This window comes from Nitrobacter sp. TKz-YC01 (assembly GCF_047824785.1).
GTDB lineage: Bacteria > Pseudomonadota > Alphaproteobacteria > Rhizobiales > Xanthobacteraceae > Nitrobacter.
On record NZ_CP181167.1, the window covers coordinates 805,001 to 820,661 of the forward strand.

Sequence of the window (15,661 nt, forward strand, 5' to 3'; positions counted from 1 at the left end):
GGTCGGCCATGTCGACGACCAGGAGATCCTGCTGGTCAGCGAAGGCGACGGGATTTTCGCGATCGACGCTCACTGCAGCCATTACCACGGACCGCTTGCTGACGGGCTTGTTGTCGACGGCACGGTCCGCTGTCCATGGCATCATGCCTGTTTCGATCTCCGCACCGGTGAGGCGACGTGCGCGCCGGCCTTCAACGCGCTCGATGTCTGGCAGGTCGAACAGCGCGACGGCCGGATCTTTGTCCGCGATAAGCAGGAGCGAGCGGCGGTCAAGATCGCGAAGCCTGACCACCCCGGGAAAATCGTCATCGTCGGCGGCGGCGCGGCGGGTTTTGCGGCCGCCGAGATGCTGCGCCGTCAGGATTATACGGGCAGCATCGTGATGCTGAGCAGCGACGATGCGCCGCCGGTCGACCGGCCGAACCTGTCGAAGGACTATCTCGCCGGTTCCGCGCCGGAAGACTGGCTCCCGCTGCGTCCTGATGATTTCTACCAGCAGGCGGGCATTGACCTGAGACTCGGTGCGACCGTCACCGCCATCGATCCGTCCGCGCGCCGGCTTTCGATCAACGGCGACGTCATCGGCTACGATCGGCTGCTGCTGGCGACCGGCGCCGAGCCGGTCAGGCTGCCGATTCCGGGAGCCAACCTGCCGCATGTCCATACGCTGCGCTCGCTCAAGGATTGCCGCGCCATCATCGAAGCGGCCAAATCGGCGAGCCGGGCGGTTGTCATCGGTGCGAGTTTCATCGGTCTGGAGGTTGCGGCCTCGTTGCGCGCCCGCGGAATCGAGGTCCATGTCGTTGCGCCTGAGTCCCGCCCGATGGAGCGCATCCTCGGTGCGGAAATGGGCGATTTCGTCCGTTCGCTGCATGAGGAGCACGGCGTCATTTTCCACCTGGAGAATACGGTCACCGCGATCGGCGAGAAGAAGGTGACGACCAGCAGCGGCGAAGCGCTGGAGGCCGATTTCGTCGTCTTCGGCGTCGGCGTGAAGCCGCGCCTGGAGCTTGCGGAGAAGGCGGGATTGAAGATCGACCGCGGCGTGCTCGTCAACCAGTTCCTGGAAACAAGCGCGCCCGGCATCTTTGCGGCCGGCGACATCGCGCGCTGGCCCGATGCGCGGTTCGGAGAGAACATCCGGGTCGAGCACTGGGTCGTGGCGCAGCGCCAGGGGCAGGTGGCGGCGCGCAACATGCTGGGACACCGCGAAAAGTATGACGCTGTGCCGTTCTTCTGGAGCCAGCATTATGATGTGCCGATCAACTATGTCGGCCACGCGTTGAAGTGGGACCAGATCGAGGTCGAGGGCAGCGTTGCTGACCGGGATTGCCTGCTGCGCTACAAGCATCAAGGGCGCGTGCTGGCGGTCTCCTCGATCTACCGGGATGTCGACCACCTCAAGGCGGAAGTGGCGATGGAGCGCGCTGTCGCCGCCTGACATTCAGCCTCGCGATATACTACGCTCCCGACCGGAGCCGGCGTGATCGCGGGGTTTTCTCACGGCGCGATCCAACGCAGGAACGCGCCAACTCGCGACGGAGCGATCCGTGAGTGAACCGCCAAATGATCGCAGGTTCGCGCTGTTCGGAACCGCGATCGGGATCTGCGGTATCGTCTGGACCGCGCATGGCGTGGAAGCGGTGCAGCTGCCGGTTGGCGGATGAAGACAAGACCCGGATGCGTCTTCATCAGCGTTATCGGAGCCTCGCAGAGGCGGCTCCGCCCGCCGCCGTGCAGGCCGCGATCGACGGCATAATCGCGTTGCTTGAGGGTGAGCCGGTCGATTTATCCGGTGTGGTGCTCGATCTCGACAGCGTAGGCGAATTCGATCGCCGCGTTTACGACATCGCACGGACCATTCCTGCGGGCAGCACGGTGACCTATGGCGACATCGCCAAGCGCCTCGGCGGCCTTGAGCTATCGCGCGATGTCGGTCAGGCGCTCGGCCGTAACCCGTGTCCGATCGTGGTGCCGTGCCATCGCGTGCTTGCGGCCGGCGACAGGCCGGGAGGCTTCTCGGCGAGCGGCGGCGTCGCGACCAAACTGAAAATGCTCGCCATCGAGGGCGCCATCATCAATCACACGCCCGGCTTGTTCGATTGATCCATTTCGCGCAAGGCGGTTGCGGCCAGCCGCCGATGCCTCATTGCCGCCGCCGTGGTAAGGTGCTGTTTATTCGTTTTCGAGTGATGATGTGCCGAATTTTGATCAGGGAGCAGGTGGCGCATCGCGCGGAAAACGCGTCAGAACAAAACGCGTCAGAACAAAGAGGCTAAGGCTGACCGGACCAGAGCGTTTTCAAGCGAAGTGGACACCGGTTCGCGTGAAGAAAACGCGTCAAAACAATAATCTAGAGCCTCGCTTCTGATTCAATCAGAAGCGAACATGCTCTAGCTCCAGCAGCCCGGAGACCGAGTTGAGTGGTGTGACCCCAGATCCATCCAGTCAGAACGACGACCCGCTTGGGTCGGCGGGAGTTGAACTGACGCGCGCCCTGCAGCGCGCCAGGTGGGTGATCGCGTGGGAAAGGGCCTGGCCACATATCGCACGGCTGCTTTGCGTCGGCGGGTTGTTTCTGGCGGTTTCCTGGGCCGGGGCCTGGCTGGTTCTGCCGGTTTGGGGACGCGTCGTTGCTCTTGCTGCGTTTGTTCTGCTCGCCGTTGCGGCGGCGGTGCCTGCCGTCAGGTTCCGCTGGCCCAGCCGCGAGGAAGGATTGAGCCGGCTCGACCGCGGTGCCGGCCTTCGCCATCGTCCCGTCACCGCGCTCGCTGACACGCTGGCGACCCGGGATCCGGTCGCGCATGCTTTGTGGCAGGCGCAGCGCGCGCGCGCGCTGACCGCGATCAAGCGTTTTAGCGCCGGGCTGCCGTCGCCGCGGCTGCCGCTGCATGACCTCTGGGCCTTGCGAGCGCTGGTGATGGTGCTGATGGTCGCCACGTTTATCGCGGCGGGGGGCGAACGGACCGAGCGCGTCGCCGCGGCGTTCGACTGGCATGGCGCGCTGACCTCGGCTCATGTCAGAGTCGATGCCTGGGTGGCTCCGCCGCCTTATACCGGCAGGCCGCCGATCATTCTGTCCGGGTCCGGCAAGGACGCCAGTTCGTCAGATGCGGCGCTTCCGGTGCCTGCGGGCAGCACGCTGATCGTGCGTTCGAGCGGCGGCGGTCTCGACGTCGCGCTCAGTGGCGGCGTGACCGAGAAGGCTCCCGCCGACAAGCCTCCGCAAGGCACGAACGAGCGGCACTTCACCATTGCCGCGGATGGCACGGCTCAGGTGCGCGCGCCCTCGGGGCAGCCGCGATGGACCTTCAACGCAATCGCCGATCGCGCTCCGGCGATCTCGCTGGCCAAGCGGCCGGAACGCCAGGCGCGCGGATCGTTGCAGATATCCTATCGCCTGGAGGACGATTACGGCGTCACCGAAGCCCATGCGTCATTCTCGGCCCGGCCCGCATCCGCTGCAAACGATGGGACGGTCGCGCGCCCGCTGTTCGATCCGCCGCAATTCGCGCTGGTGCTGCCGAATGCGAGGCCCCGCAGCGGCATCGGGCAGATGGTCCATGATCTGAGCGAAAGTCCCTACGCCGGCGCCGAAGTGACCTTGACGCTGACGGCGCGCGATGACGCCGGAAACGAGGGCCGCAGCGAGCCGCTCGACCTGCGCCTGCCGGAGCGCGTGTTCACCAAACCGCTTGCGCGCGCGCTGATCGAGCAGCGCCGCATCCTGGCGCTGGACGCCAATCAGAACAGGCAGGTCCATACCGCGCTCGATGCTCTCCTGATCGCGCCCGAGGTGTTTACTCCCAGGGCGGGTGAGTATCTCGGTCTTTACAGCGTTACCAAGCAGCTCGAGGAAGCGCGCATCGACGCCCAGTTGCGGGAGGTCGTCGCCAGCCTTTGGGGGCTCGCCGTCAGCATCGAGGACGGCAATATCACCGATGTCGAGAAGGCGCTGCGCGCCGCGCAGGATGCCTTGAAGGAGGCATTGGAGCGCGGCGCGAGCGACGAGGAAATCAGGAAGCTCACCGAGAACCTGCGCGCGGCGCTGGATAACTATCTGCGCCAGCTCGCCGAACAGATGCGTAACAATCCGGAGCAGCTGGCGCGTCCGCTCGACCCCAACGGCAGGGTGATGCGCCCGCAGGATCTCGACAACATGATCGAGCGCATGGAGCGTCTGTCCCGCTCCGGCGACAAGGAAGCCGCCAGGCAATTGCTCGATCAGTTGCAGCAGATGCTCGAAAATCTGCAGATGGCGCAGCCGGGCCAGGGCGAGGGAGCGGGCGAGGATCTGCAACAGTCGCTGAATGAACTCGGCGACATGATCCGCAAGCAGCAGCAGTTGCGCGACAAGACCTACAAGCAAGGCATGGATTCGCGGCGCGATCACGATGACGGCCAGGAGCGCAGCGGCCAGAATGGGATGGGCGGCCTGCAGCAGGATCAAAGCGGCCTGCAGCAGGATCAAAAGGCCCTGCATGACAGGCTCAAGACATTGCAGCAGGAACTCGCCCGCCGCGGCATGGGATCGAGCCAGCCGGATGACGACCTCGGCCAGGCTGATTCCGCAATGGGCCAGGCGGGCGGCCGGCTTGGCGAGGGTAACGCCGATGGCGCCGTCGACGCGCAGGGCCGGGCGCTCGATGCGCTGCGCAAGGGCGCTCGCAGCCTTGCCGAGGCCATGCAACAGGGCGAAGACGGGTCCGGTGGCCGGATGGGCCGGCAGAGCGGCGGTCAGACCGATCCGCTGGGGCGGCCGCTGCGGGGCCGCGAGTTCGGCAACGAGACGACAGTCAAGATTCCCGGCGAGATCGACGTTCAGCGGGTCCGCCGCATTCTCGAAGAGTTGCGCCGCCGCCTCGCCGATCCGTCACGGCCGAAGATCGAACTCGATTACATCGATCGGCTGCTTAAGGACTACTGATCGCCCCGCCAGTCTGCGGCGTTAGCGCGCCCGCGACCGCGGCGCGGATATCGGCCACCGAAAACGGCTTGGTGACGACATCGTGCACGATGGCGTTGAGACCCGACGCGCGCTCACGCTGATCGGCGAAACCCGTCATCAGCAGGATGATCAGGCGGGGAAAATCGCGCGCGGCGGCAAGCGCCAGCGCGATGCCATCCATGATCGGCATCTTGATGTCGGTAAGCAGCAGGTCGAAGGCATGCGCGTCAGCTGAAAGAATATCCAGCGCTTCGGCGCCGTCAGCCGCGGTCACGATCTCGTGGCCGTCCATGGCGATGGCGCGGGCGACCAGCGAGCGCATCGAGTCCTCGTCGTCGGCGATCAGCACCCGCGCCATGGGTCAGGCTCCATTTCCAGCGGCAAGATCCTGCCGGTTGAAGAAGCGAACATCGATACTGCGGCCTTCAGGTGGCGGCGATGCCAGCCGTGTCCGGAACCAGACGTTTTCACCAGGCTTGAGCGCGGGCTGCTCGAGAACCGCGTTCCACGCGTAGATCTCCGTTTCATGCGCGTCCCGCACGCTGAAGCGCAGGCGCGGCAGTTCGACCGGCTTGCGGGTTTGCGCCGCGATCATGCCTTCGATCACCAGAACCTGCTTGCCGTCGACGGTTTCGGTCGAGGTGGTGACGTCCTTGAACGCCCATCCGCGCAGGTTCACTTCCAGGCCTACCAATCGGTAGAACGTTGCGGTTTGCGGAAGCAGGCGCACGATCTCGACGCGCCAGATCACAAGAGCCAGCACCATGGCGGCCATCGCGACACAGAAGGTATTTTGGGTGATCGCAGGCGGCCGAAGCACGAACCAGCGTCCGAGGCGGCCGTGGAACCGTGAAGCAGCATGAAGCAGGCGCGGCCGCTTGCCGTCCCGGGGTGTATTGTCCTGCGGGGCCGGTGGCGCAACAACTCTGGTGAGATCCTGTCGCGGCGCCTCGGGTTCGGGATATTCGGGCAGGTCGCTGGCGATCGACGGACTTTCGACCGACGGCATGTCGCCGGTGTTCGGAGGATCGGTCCATCCCGCCATCTCGTCCGCTCCCGCCATCGTGGGGACGCGAACCCTGGCGATATTGTCCGGCGCCGCCCGCCATGTTTCCTTGCAGCGCGAGCAGCGGACGATGCGGCCCTTTCCGCCGAGCTTCGCGGGGTCGACCGCATAGGATGTCGTACAGTGGGGACAGACAATGTGCATGGACGAATCGCCGAGTGACGCTGTCCGAAATCTACGCGCCGACCGTTAACGAATCGGAAACCATAACCGACGCACAAAAGGATGATTGCGGGGACTCCATGATCTTGATTTGACGCGTTTTCCTCACGCGAACCAGGAAGTCGGGACACAAGGCTTGATCCGGTTCGAAAATGTCGGCTTGCGTTACGGGCTCGGCCCGGAGATTTTGCGCGACATCAGCTTTCATCTTCCCGCCCGCTCCTTTCAGTTTCTCACCGGCCCGTCGGGCGCGGGAAAAACCTCCCTGCTGCGGCTCCTGTTTCTGTCGCTGCGGCCGACGAGGGGTCTCGTCAACCTGTTCGGTCAGGACGTCTCGCTGCAGAGCAAGGATGCGATCGCCGACCTGCGCAAGCGTATTGGGATCGTGTTGCAGGACTTTCGCCTGCTCGACCATATGACCACCTACGAGAACGTCGCGTTGCCGTTCCGGGTGATGGGCCGCGATGAGTCGACCTATCGCCGTGAAGTGATCGATCTTCTGAAGTGGGTGGGGCTCGGCGAGCGCATGGATGCGCTGCCGCCGGTGCTGTCCGGAGGGGAGAAGCAGCGCGCGGCGATCGCTCGCGCGGTGATCTCGCGGCCGCAGCTTCTGCTGGCGGACGAGCCGACCGGCAACGTCGATCCGACGCTCGGGCAGCGTCTGCTGCGGCTGTTCATCGAACTGAACAAGTCCGGCACGGCGGTCATCATCGCCACCCACGACATCGCCCTGATGGATGAATATGACGCGCGGCGGCTGGTGCTGCATCAGGGGCGGCTGCACATCTATGAGTAAGGCAGGGGACGGTCATGATGTGCTGATGGATCTCGGGCGCGAGCGCCCGCAGGTGCCGGTCCGCGCGCGCAACATGTCGCCGATCGTGCCGCGTGCATCGATCGCGGGCCGCGCCCTGGTGGCCGTGGTCGCCATCATGACGTTCCTGGCGTCGATCACCACCGGGGCGGTGCTTCTGATCAACGCTTCGGCCTCGGAATGGCAGTCGGAGGTCGCGAGCGAAATCACCATCCAGGTACGTCCCGCCGCCGGCCGCGATCTGGAGCAGGATGTCGCCGCCGCTGCCGCCGCGGCCCGCGAGCAGCCGGGGATTCTCGATGTCAGGCCGTACACCAGGGAGGAGTCGGCCAGGCTGCTGGAGCCCTGGCTCGGCAGTGGGCTGTCGCTCGACGATCTGCCGGTGCCGCGCATGATCGTGGCCCGCGCGGCGCCCGGAACCAGCCTCGATCTGGAAGGACTCCGCAGCCGCGTGACGCAACTGGCGCCATCGACCAGCGTGGACGACCATCGCGCCTGGATCGACCGGATGCGATCGATGACCAACGCGACCGTGTTCGCAGGCATCGGCGTTCTCGCGCTGGTCATCATTGCGACGATTATCTCGGTATCGTTCGCGACCCGGGGAGCGATGGCGGCCAATCGTCCGATCGTCGAGGTGCTGCATTTCGTCGGAGCCAGCGATCGGTACATCGCCAATCACTTCCTGCGCCACTTCCTGCGACTCGGGCTGAGGGGCGGCGTGATCGGGTGCGTCGCCGCGATGCTGATGTTCGGATTCTCCGAATCGATTGCGAACTGGTTCTCGGGAACGCCGGTGGGGGACCAATTTGCGGCTTTGCTCGGCACGTTCTCGCTGCGCCCTTTCGGCTATCTGGTGCTGGCGGGCCAGACAGTCCTCATCGCGGTGATCACCGCCTTTGCGTCCCGCCGCACATTGTTCGCGACGCTTGATGAGATCGACTGAGCGGGCCGCTCAGGGCCAGGGCACGATCCGATGGCACGATCCGACCAAGTTGAACCGGACCATGCTCTGGAAATTATTGTCTGGCCGCATTTTCTTGCGGCGAACCGGACTCCACTTCGCCCCAAAACGCATTAAAATCGGGGGCTATAGCGTTTTCGAGCGAAGTGGAGTCCGGTTCGCGTCAAGAAAACGCGTCAAAACAAAAGCTGGAGCCCGGCTTTGATTCCGTCAAAGCCGGAATAGCTCTAGAGCATGATCCCGAAAAGTGGATACCGGTTTTCGGAGAAGATCATGCTCAAACAAAAAGATGAGCGACGAGTCTGATTCAACGCAGTTGAAACAGACTCTAGGGACACCGAACGGATGAGCGAAGAAGCACGTCACGACAATATGGAAGCTCCGCGCCGGGCGCCGGGCCGCCGGCGTGGTATGCTGCTTGCGACCCTGGTTGCCGCCGCCGGAATCGCCTTTGTCGGGGCGGCGGCCGGCTTCGTCGGGTTTCTGTCGCAGTTGCGGGGGGCGGAGACGAAGCCCGCGGCTAACGCTGATGGCATCGTGGTGCTCACCGGCGGCTCGTCGCGGATTTCCGATGCCGTCGAACTGCTGGCCGGCGGCTACGGCAAGCGGCTGCTGATTTCGGGCGTTCATCCGACAAACGGGGTCAGCGATATTTCGCGCTCGCTGCCGGACAGCCAGCGGCTGCTGACATGTTGCGTCGATCTCGACCGCTCCGCGGTCAACACCCGGAGCAACGCGAGCGAGACGCGGCGCTGGGTCGACGGGCAAGGATTCCGCTCGCTGATCGTGGTGACATCCAACTACCATATGCCTCGCGCCATCGTCGAACTGTCGCACGCGATGCCGGACGTCACCTTGATTCCGTTCGCGGTCATCGGAGAAAAGTGGCGCGAGGAGCCATGGTGGACAAGCGGCGCGACCTTGCGGCTCCTGCTGTCGGAGTATGTCAAATACCTCGCCGCCGAGGCGCGGGTTCGACTGGCTCATCTTGGCCTCGACCTCGAACTCCCGTCCGAAAACGGGGATCAGTCGAGCGGGGCGTTCCAGCCACGCCGGCCGGCCTCGGGCTAGAGCATCGGACCCGAAAGTGGGAACCGGTTTCGGGATAAATCCGATGCTCAATCAATTAACTGGAGCGGCGGCGCTGATTCCATTTGACCGGCCGCCGATCTAGAGCCTTTTTGTTTCTGATGGAATCGGAAGCGAGACTTTGAGATGCGCGTCAACTATAGCGTTTTCGAGCGAAGCGGAATCCGGTTCGCGTGAAGAAAACGCGTCAAATCAATATCATAGAGCTTCGCTTCTGATTCAATCAGAAGCGATCATGCTCTAACGCCCCGCGACTGGATGCTTGATGATTTCGATCTTTCTGCGCTCGCTGGTCTTCAACGTTCTGTTTTATGTGACGATGGCGATCTGGATCGTTGCCGCGCTGCCGACATTCCTGATGCCGCGCGCGGTGCTCGTCAGGATGGCGAAGGCTTGGGGGCGCTGGAACATCTGGCTGATGCGCGTCATCTGCGGCACGCGGGTCAAAATTCTCGGTACCGGGAGAATTCCGAAAGGTCCGCTGATCTTCGCCTCCAAGCATCAGTCGACGTGGGAGACTTTCGCCCTCTTCAGCCTCATTGATCAGCCGGTCTTCATCCTCAAGCGCGAGCTGACATGGATTCCGTTCTTCGGCTGGTATCTGATGAAGACGGGCATGATCGGCATCGACCGCAAAGCCGGCCTGCGCTCGCTCAAGATGCTGGTCCGGATGACGCGGGAGCAGGTACGTCTCGGCCGTCAGCTCGTCATTTTCCCGGAAGGAACGCGGCGCCCGATCGGAGCCCCGCCGGCCTACAAGAGCGGCGTCGCCATGATCTATGCCGAAGGTGACGTGCCCTGTGTGCCGGTGGCCCTCAACTCCGGCCTGTTCTGGCCGCGCCGGACGTTCCTGCGCTATCCGGGAACGATCACGGTCGAATTCCTCGATCCGCTGCCGCAGGGTTTGCGGCGTGATGAATTCATGTCGCGCCTGACGGCATCGATCGAAGGGGCGACCGCTTCCCTGGTCGAGGCGGGGCGGCGCGAGCAGGCGCGGCTGTCGGGCCGGGTCAGGGATGCGGGACCGGCCGGGGGTTAGAGCGTTTTCGAGCGAAGTGGAAACCGGTTCGCGTGAAGAAAACGCGTCAAAACAATAATCTGGAGCTTCGCTTCTGATTCAATCAGAAGCGATAATGCTCTAGAGCATGATCCCGGGAAGTGGAAACCGGTTTTCGGATAAGATCATGCTCCGCAGCGGAAATCTCACAAGAGACAAACCGCAGCTTGCGTTCAGCGCGTCGGCAGCGCGCCTACCGCAGCATCGGCGTATCATGGTGCAGCAGTTCAGCCAGCTGGTGCAGTTTAAGGTCGCGAAAGCCCTGTGACTCGATCGACCTCACGGTCGACAGGACATAGTCCCGGTTATGCCCCGAGCGGCCGTGCCCCTGCCGGACGTAGCGGGCCTGGTCCGCCAGCGTCAGCCGGCCGGCATACTGGACGTGACCGCGATCGACCACATAAGCGAGCGCGCTGACCCGCCGTCGCGCGTCGTCCTCGAGCCAGACGGAACGCGTCACCTCGCGGTAGACGTGGGTGGTCTGCTCGCGCTCCCGCAGATATGCGATCGTTGCCTCGCGCCGGCTGGCTGCAACCCGGAATGCGATGCCCCGGCAGGCGCCCCCGCGGTCGAGCCCGAGAACCAGCCCCGGCCTCTCGGGTGTCCCGCGATGGTCGAACGAATAGACGCAGAGCGCCCTGTGCTCGCCGATCAGTCGCGCCGGAATCTGCTCGGCGAAATCGAATCCGGGTCTCCACATCAGCGAACCGTAGGCGAATACCCAGAGATCGTTGCCGGAACTGTCGAAAGCCGTTTCAAATTGTCGCTGCACGCTCATCGCGCCCTGCTCAGGGCGTATTCCGTCATGGTGTGTGATCAGGATACGCACGAGCTATTAGAAATGAGGATATTTGACGGCCCGACCGGGAGTTTCCGCACCGCCGGATGATGCTTTAACAGAGCCGCGCCGTCAGGCGAAGCGGAACCGAAAGGGGCTGGTTTTGCCGGCGTCGCGCGACTATGGTCAAAGACCCCGCCGACGCGGCCCACCAAGAGTTCGCTCTCCGCATGAATGCTGCCAACGCCTCCAGCAAGTACCGTCTTTGGCCCATTTTCGTCATGCCCGTGCTGGTGGTCATCGCCGCCGCCGCCTGGAGCGCGTTCTGGTTTTACGCGGCCTCGCAGGTCGATCAGACTGTTGATGCCTGGCGGGCGCGCGAAGCTGCGTCAGGACGCATCTATGATTGCGCCAAACGGACAGTCGCCGGATTTCCGTTCCGTCTTGAGGTCCGCTGCGAGGATGCGACCGTCGAGCTGAGGTCGCAGACGGCCGAGCAGGCCGCGGCGCAGATGCCTCCCTTGACCGCGCGCCTCGGGGATATCCTGGTGATCGCGCAGATCTACACGCCCAGGCTGCTGATCGCGGAGTTCAAGGCGCCCGCCACGCTATCCCGGCACGGTCAGCCGGTGATGGTCGTCGATTGGCGCGTCGGGCGCAGCAGCATCGTCGGGCTGCCGGATACGCCGAAGAGCGCGGATATCGTTTTCGACGACCTTGCGATCGACCGTATGGTGGAATCGGTTCGGACGCCTGCCGCACGCGCCAGCCATGTGGAGCTTCACGGCCGCATTGCCGAGAAATCCACACTGGACAAGCCCATGATCGAGACCGCCGTGGAGTTGAGCGGGGCCACTCTAGCGGACGTTCACCCGGTGCTGACGCAGCCGTTCAACGCCGAGGTCGGCGCGATCGTTCATGGGCTGAAGGATTTCACGCCAAAACCCTGGCCGGTGCGGTTTCGTGAATTGCAGGCGGCCGGCGGCCGCATCGAGATCAGGCAGTCGCGCATCCAGCAGGGCGATCTGATCGCGATCGCCGCGGGTTCGCTGGGACTTACCGCCGACGGGCACCTCGACGGCGAATTGCACATGACGGCGACCGGTTTCGAGAAAATGATTCCAGCGCTCGGAATTGATAAAATGCTGGAGCAGGGGGTCCCGCAGGAGACTCTCGATAAGGTCGCGCCCGGCGTGAAAAGTCAGGATATCGACAATCTGTTCGGTGCGCTCGACCGGGCGATTCCCGGCCTTGGCAAGGCCGTGCGCGAGAACGCCAATGTCGGCGTCGCTGCGGGTCTCGCCGCGATCGGTCAGGAAGCGACGCTGGAAAACAAAAAGGCGCGCTCCTTCCCGCTGCGGTTCGTTGCCGGCGCGGTCTTCATCGGGCCGTTGAAGGTCGCCCAGACTCCGCCGCTGTTCTGAAGGCGTCGCGCGGAACCGCTTACACCGGTTTCTTCTGGGCATCCGTCTGCAGCCGCCCGAAATCGGGAGCCGCGGAATCCTGGCCGATCTCGACGATGCCGCGGCGGATCGCGCGGGTGCGGGTAAAGTGCTCGAACAGCGCTTCGCCATCGCCGCGGCGCATGGCGCGCGTCAGCTTGGAGAGATCCTCGTTGAAGGTGCCGAGCATTTCCAGCACCGCATCCTTGTTGGTCAGGAATACGTCGCGCCACATGGTGGGATCGGAGGCCGCGATGCGCGTGAAGTCGCGGAAGCCGCCGGCGGAAAACTTCATCACCTCGGAGGACGTGACCTCGCCGAGTTCGTCCGCTGTGCCGACAATGGTGTAGGCGATCAGATGCGGCAGATGGCTGGTGATCGCCAGCACAAGGTCATGGTGCTTGGGGGTCATGATCTCGACCCTGGCGCCGATCGCGGTCCAGAACGCGCGCAACCTGTCGACGGCGGCGGCATCCGTTCCGTCCGGCGGCGTCAGGATGCACCAGCGGTTGATGAACAGTTCGGCGAATCCGGAATCCGGACCCGAATGCTCGGTGCCGGCCACGGGGTGCGCGGGCACGAAATGCACCCCGGCGGGCAGATGCGGGGCGATGTCGCGGACGACGGCGCCTTTCACCGATCCGACGTCGGAGACGGTGGTGCCCGGCTTGAGGTGAGGCGCGATCTGCTGCGCGACTGAACCGCACGCACCGACCGGAACGCAGAGGATGACGAGGTCGGCGCCGTCGGCGGCTTCCGCGTTGGTGTCCGCCACGCGATCGACGATGCCGAGCTCCATCACCCGCGCCCGCGTTTTTGCGGAGCGCGCGGTCGTGACGATCTCGCCGACAACGCCTCGCATGCGCGCGGCGCGCGCGATCGAGCCGCCGATCAGGCCGAATCCGATCAGCGCGAGCCGCTGGAATAACGGTTCCGTGGTCATGTCCGCGCCATGAAGTCGCGCAAGCCGTCCGCGACCAGGCGGTTGGCTTCCTCGGTGCCGACAGTCATGCGCAGCGCATTCGGCAGTCCGTAATTGTCGAGCGCACGAAGCACGAGGCCACGTTTGGTCAGGAACGCGTCGGCCTCGGCCGCCGTCTTGCCCTTGGCGTCCGGGAAGTGGATCAGGATGAAGTTGGTCACGCTGGGCGTGATCTTGAGCCCGAGATTCGTCAATTCGTCCGTCAGCCAGTTACGCCACTTTTCCGTATGCAGCCGGGTCATCTGGACGTGCGCGGTGTCCTCGATCGCGGCCGCGGCCGCGAGCATGGCCGGCGTCGAGACGTTGAAGGGGCCGCGAATCCGGTTCATCGCATCGACGATGTGCGCCGGGCCGAACATCCAGCCGATCCGCAGCGCGGCGAGGCCGTGGATCTTGGAGAAAGTGTGCGTCAGCACGGTATTTTCCGTCGTCGCCACCAGTTCGATGCCGAACTCATAATCGTTGCGCGACACATAATCCGAATAGGCGCCGTCGAGCACCAGCAATACGTGCGGCGGCAGTCCCGCGCGCAGTCGCCTGATCTCGTCGAACGGCAGATAGGTGCCGGTCGGGTTGTTGGGATTGGCGAGCCAGACCATCTTGGTCTTCGGCGTGACCCGCTTGAGGATGGCGTCGATGTCGGCGGTGTAGCCGGTCTCCGGCGCGACGACGTTGATCGCGCCGTTCGCCATGGTTGCGATCGGGTACACCAGAAAAGCGTGCGTGGTCGAAATCGCTTCGTCGCCGTGGCTGAGGAAGGTATGCGCCAGCAGGTTGAGGATCTCGTCCGAACCCGCGCCGCAGATGATGCGGTCCGGATCGAGGCCGTAGGCGCGTCCGATGGCTGCGCGCAAAATGCGTGAGGTGCCTTCCGGATAGTCTTCAAGGTGAGCTACGGCATCGCGGTAAGCGTCCATCGCCTTCGGCGATGGGCCGAACGGCGTTTCATTGGCCGACAGCTTGAACACCTTGCGGCCCGCCTCCGGTACTGGACTCTTGCCGGGCGTGTAGGGCGCAATATCGAGAATGCCGGGATTCGGCACCGGTCGGGACATCGTTTGCTCCGGGCTAGAGCGCTTTCGCGTCTGAGCGAATCAGAAGCGAAGCTCTAGATTGTTATTCTGACGCGTTTTCTTCACGCGAACGGGTCATCCGCTTCGCTCGAAAACGCTATCGGGACGTTACGGACGATCCGCCCCATTGGATGGCATCGTATAGCGCGTTGCGTGACTGCCGACGAGAGCCGTCGAGCGCACCGACGCGCCGGCCTCGATCAGCGCGGATTTAATCGTGTCGAGGGTGGTGCCGCCCGTAATGGATACCAACAGCGCCGCGCCGTCGAAGGCGGTATCGGGCACGGCGACGATCTCGGCGAGCGGCGACAGGGTGCGGGCTGTATTGGCGTTCCAGCCGGAGACGCGCACGCTCCAGGTCTCCACTTCCGTGACCCGCGCATCGTCGGCGACGCGTGAGATCACGAACACCGGCAGCGCGGCCGGATGATCGGCGCGCTCGATGAAAGGCAGGCGGGCGATGATCCTCGGCGCGCCGCCGGCTTCCAGCGCGAGCCACCATGGCGTGCGGCTCGATGTCGCCGAGACCAGTCCGAGGTCGCCTTTCGCATTCGCCACCGCTTCCACGGCGGCCTGCGCATTGAAATGCGGCACGAAGGGTAGGGTGAAGCCGAAATGGAAACGCGCGGAATCCCGCATCGCGGATTCGCCGAGCGACAGATCGGCGTGCAGCGAGAACGGCGCCTGAACGTAGGTGAAGGTCGCGATGATGACGCGCCAGATGCTTTCGACGGTGTCGAGCGGCAGGATGCCGCGATGGCGCTGCGCCAGCCGCCGCATCATGTCGGCCTCGCGCGCCGGCCTGAACGCGGAGCCGACCTCCTGGGTCTGCTTCACCGAGATCAGGCGGTCGATGATGTCGCCGCGTTGCATCAGCAGGTTGTGAACCTGCTCGTCGATGGCGTCGATCTCGTTGCGCAATTTCTGCAGGGACGGCGGCGCGGGGGAAGGCTTCGTCATGGATGCAACCTGTCGGCCGCATGGAGGAGCCTGGGCCAGCGGTCCGCTTCTAACATTGGTATCCCGTTTCAGCGAGCCTTGTCGCCAACATCGAGATCAAGCCCGAAGCACTTAAAGCCTTTCCAGCCGCCGCTCCGTCTGCCTTGACGAAAAGCGGGCAGCGGATTATTTTTCTCCTGTTCCGTGGTCATTTGAGCCGGCCGGCTTGCAGCCACGTTAAACAACTCGCTAAACAGGCCGGGGACAGCGAAATCCTGATCCCGGCCGAACCCAAGTTCGGGCCGGGTTTTTTGTGGCCTGCGATCCGGGGGCTTCCCGCAGCCTCC

The 15,661-nt window shown here is 64.2% G+C and carries 13 protein-coding genes, 1 pseudogene and 1 riboswitch (1 of these 15 only partly in view); of the genes and pseudogenes, 8 read left to right on the forward strand and 6 right to left on the reverse strand.

Annotation, left to right across the window (positions count from 1 at the left end):
• From ACMYR2_RS03775 to ACMYR2_RS03785, 3 genes and pseudogenes are all read left to right on the forward strand, one after another.
• Positions 1–1,441, forward strand: the 3' portion of a protein-coding gene (locus ACMYR2_RS03775) for an FAD-dependent oxidoreductase (protein ID WP_347264315.1). 80 nt of this gene lie to the left of the window's left edge; only the last 1,441 of its 1,521 coding nucleotides appear in the window; its start codon lies off the left edge, out of view; it ends in the stop codon at positions 1,439–1,441.
• 109 nt (positions 1,442–1,550) lie between these two features.
• Positions 1,551–2,106 (forward strand): annotated as a pseudogene (locus tag ACMYR2_RS03780) (methylated-DNA--[protein]-cysteine S-methyltransferase).
• A 313-nt stretch (positions 2,107–2,419) separates the two neighbouring features.
• Positions 2,420–4,927, forward strand: coding sequence for a TIGR02302 family protein (locus ACMYR2_RS03785; protein WP_416193703.1), 2,508 nt, complete (start codon positions 2,420–2,422; stop codon positions 4,925–4,927).
• Here the strand turns inward: ACMYR2_RS03785 and ACMYR2_RS03790 are convergent.
• Both ACMYR2_RS03790 and ACMYR2_RS03795 read right to left on the reverse strand, forming a co-directional pair.
• Positions 4,914–5,306 (reverse strand): response regulator, encoded by a 393-nt coding sequence (locus ACMYR2_RS03790; RefSeq protein WP_347264317.1) that lies wholly within the window; start codon positions 5,304–5,306, stop codon positions 4,914–4,916. The genes ACMYR2_RS03785 and ACMYR2_RS03790 overlap by 14 nt on opposite strands.
• A gap of 3 nt (positions 5,307–5,309) precedes the next feature.
• On the reverse strand, positions 5,310–6,158 hold the full coding sequence (locus tag ACMYR2_RS03795; RefSeq protein WP_416193704.1) for an MJ0042-type zinc finger domain-containing protein: 849 nt from the start codon (positions 6,156–6,158) through the stop codon (positions 5,310–5,312).
• A 154-nt stretch (positions 6,159–6,312) separates the two neighbouring features.
• Here ACMYR2_RS03795 and ftsE point away from each other — a divergent pair, with 154 nt between their 5' ends.
• The 4 genes from ftsE to ACMYR2_RS03815 all read left to right on the forward strand — a co-directional run bounded on the left by ftsE (position 6,313) and on the right by ACMYR2_RS03815 (position 10,082).
• Positions 6,313–6,972, forward strand: a complete 660-nt coding sequence (gene ftsE, locus ACMYR2_RS03800) for a cell division ATP-binding protein FtsE (RefSeq protein ID WP_347264319.1) — start codon at positions 6,313–6,315, stop codon at positions 6,970–6,972.
• On the forward strand, positions 6,965–7,936 hold the full coding sequence (locus ACMYR2_RS03805) for an ABC transporter permease (protein WP_347264320.1): 972 nt from the start codon (positions 6,965–6,967) through the stop codon (positions 7,934–7,936). Before ftsE ends, ACMYR2_RS03805 begins: the two co-directional genes overlap by 8 nt.
• Positions 7,937–8,299: 363 nt before the next feature.
• Positions 8,300–9,025, forward strand: a complete 726-nt coding sequence (locus ACMYR2_RS03810; RefSeq protein ID WP_347264321.1) for a YdcF family protein — start codon at positions 8,300–8,302, stop codon at positions 9,023–9,025.
• A 283-nt stretch (positions 9,026–9,308) separates the two neighbouring features.
• On the forward strand, positions 9,309–10,082 hold the full coding sequence (locus ACMYR2_RS03815; RefSeq protein WP_416193705.1) for a lysophospholipid acyltransferase family protein: 774 nt from the start codon (positions 9,309–9,311) through the stop codon (positions 10,080–10,082).
• A 211-nt stretch (positions 10,083–10,293) separates the two neighbouring features.
• Here ACMYR2_RS03815 and ACMYR2_RS03820 read toward each other — a convergent pair whose 3' ends face one another.
• Complete coding sequence (locus ACMYR2_RS03820; protein WP_416193706.1) at positions 10,294–10,878, reverse strand: gamma-glutamylcyclotransferase; 585 nt, start codon at positions 10,876–10,878, stop codon at positions 10,294–10,296.
• Between the two features lie 230 nt (positions 10,879–11,108).
• Between ACMYR2_RS03820 and ACMYR2_RS03825 the strand changes: the two genes are divergently transcribed.
• Complete coding sequence (locus tag ACMYR2_RS03825) at positions 11,109–12,302, forward strand: DUF2125 domain-containing protein (protein WP_347264324.1); 1,194 nt, start codon at positions 11,109–11,111, stop codon at positions 12,300–12,302.
• Between the two features lie 19 nt (positions 12,303–12,321).
• Here ACMYR2_RS03825 and ACMYR2_RS03830 read toward each other — a convergent pair whose 3' ends face one another.
• From ACMYR2_RS03830 to ACMYR2_RS03840, 3 genes are all read right to left on the reverse strand, one after another.
• Positions 12,322–13,263 carry a prephenate/arogenate dehydrogenase family protein gene (locus ACMYR2_RS03830; protein WP_347264325.1) on the reverse strand — a complete coding sequence of 314 codons (942 nt, stop codon included), beginning with the start codon at positions 13,261–13,263 and terminating at the stop codon, positions 12,322–12,324.
• Positions 13,260–14,357 carry a histidinol-phosphate transaminase gene (gene hisC / locus ACMYR2_RS03835; protein WP_347264326.1) on the reverse strand — a complete coding sequence of 366 codons (1,098 nt, stop codon included), beginning with the start codon at positions 14,355–14,357 and terminating at the stop codon, positions 13,260–13,262. Before hisC ends, ACMYR2_RS03830 begins: the two co-directional genes overlap by 4 nt.
• 126 nt (positions 14,358–14,483) lie before the next feature.
• On the reverse strand, positions 14,484–15,335 hold the full coding sequence (locus ACMYR2_RS03840) for a chorismate mutase (RefSeq protein WP_416193707.1): 852 nt from the start codon (positions 15,333–15,335) through the stop codon (positions 14,484–14,486).
• A gap of 173 nt (positions 15,336–15,508) precedes the next feature.
• Positions 15,509–15,588: riboswitch (SAM riboswitch) on the forward strand.
• Positions 15,589–15,661: the final 73 nt, after the last annotated feature.

Bases quoted from the DNA above. Each gene is read 5' to 3' on its own strand.
- ACMYR2_RS03790 (WP_347264317.1), bottom strand. From the start codon at position 5,306: ATGGCGCGGGTGCTGATCGCCGACGACGAGGACTCGATGCGCTCGCTG.
- ACMYR2_RS03795 (WP_416193704.1), bottom strand. From the start codon at position 6,158: ATGCACATTGTCTGTCCCCACTGTACGACATCCTATGCGGTCGACCCC.
- ACMYR2_RS03805 (WP_347264320.1), top strand. From the start codon at position 6,965: ATGAGTAAGGCAGGGGACGGTCATGATGTGCTGATGGATCTCGGGCGC.
- ACMYR2_RS03810 (WP_347264321.1), top strand. From the start codon at position 8,300: ATGAGCGAAGAAGCACGTCACGACAATATGGAAGCTCCGCGCCGGGCG.
- ACMYR2_RS03815 (WP_416193705.1), top strand. From the start codon at position 9,309: ATGATTTCGATCTTTCTGCGCTCGCTGGTCTTCAACGTTCTGTTTTAT.
- ACMYR2_RS03820 (WP_416193706.1), bottom strand. From the start codon at position 10,878: ATGAGCGTGCAGCGACAATTTGAAACGGCTTTCGACAGTTCCGGCAAC.
- ACMYR2_RS03825 (WP_347264324.1), top strand. From the start codon at position 11,109: ATGAATGCTGCCAACGCCTCCAGCAAGTACCGTCTTTGGCCCATTTTC.
- ACMYR2_RS03830 (WP_347264325.1), bottom strand. From the start codon at position 13,263: ATGACCACGGAACCGTTATTCCAGCGGCTCGCGCTGATCGGATTCGGC.
- hisC (WP_347264326.1), bottom strand. From the start codon at position 14,357: ATGTCCCGACCGGTGCCGAATCCCGGCATTCTCGATATTGCGCCCTAC.
- ACMYR2_RS03840 (WP_416193707.1), bottom strand. From the start codon at position 15,335: ATGACGAAGCCTTCCCCCGCGCCGCCGTCCCTGCAGAAATTGCGCAAC.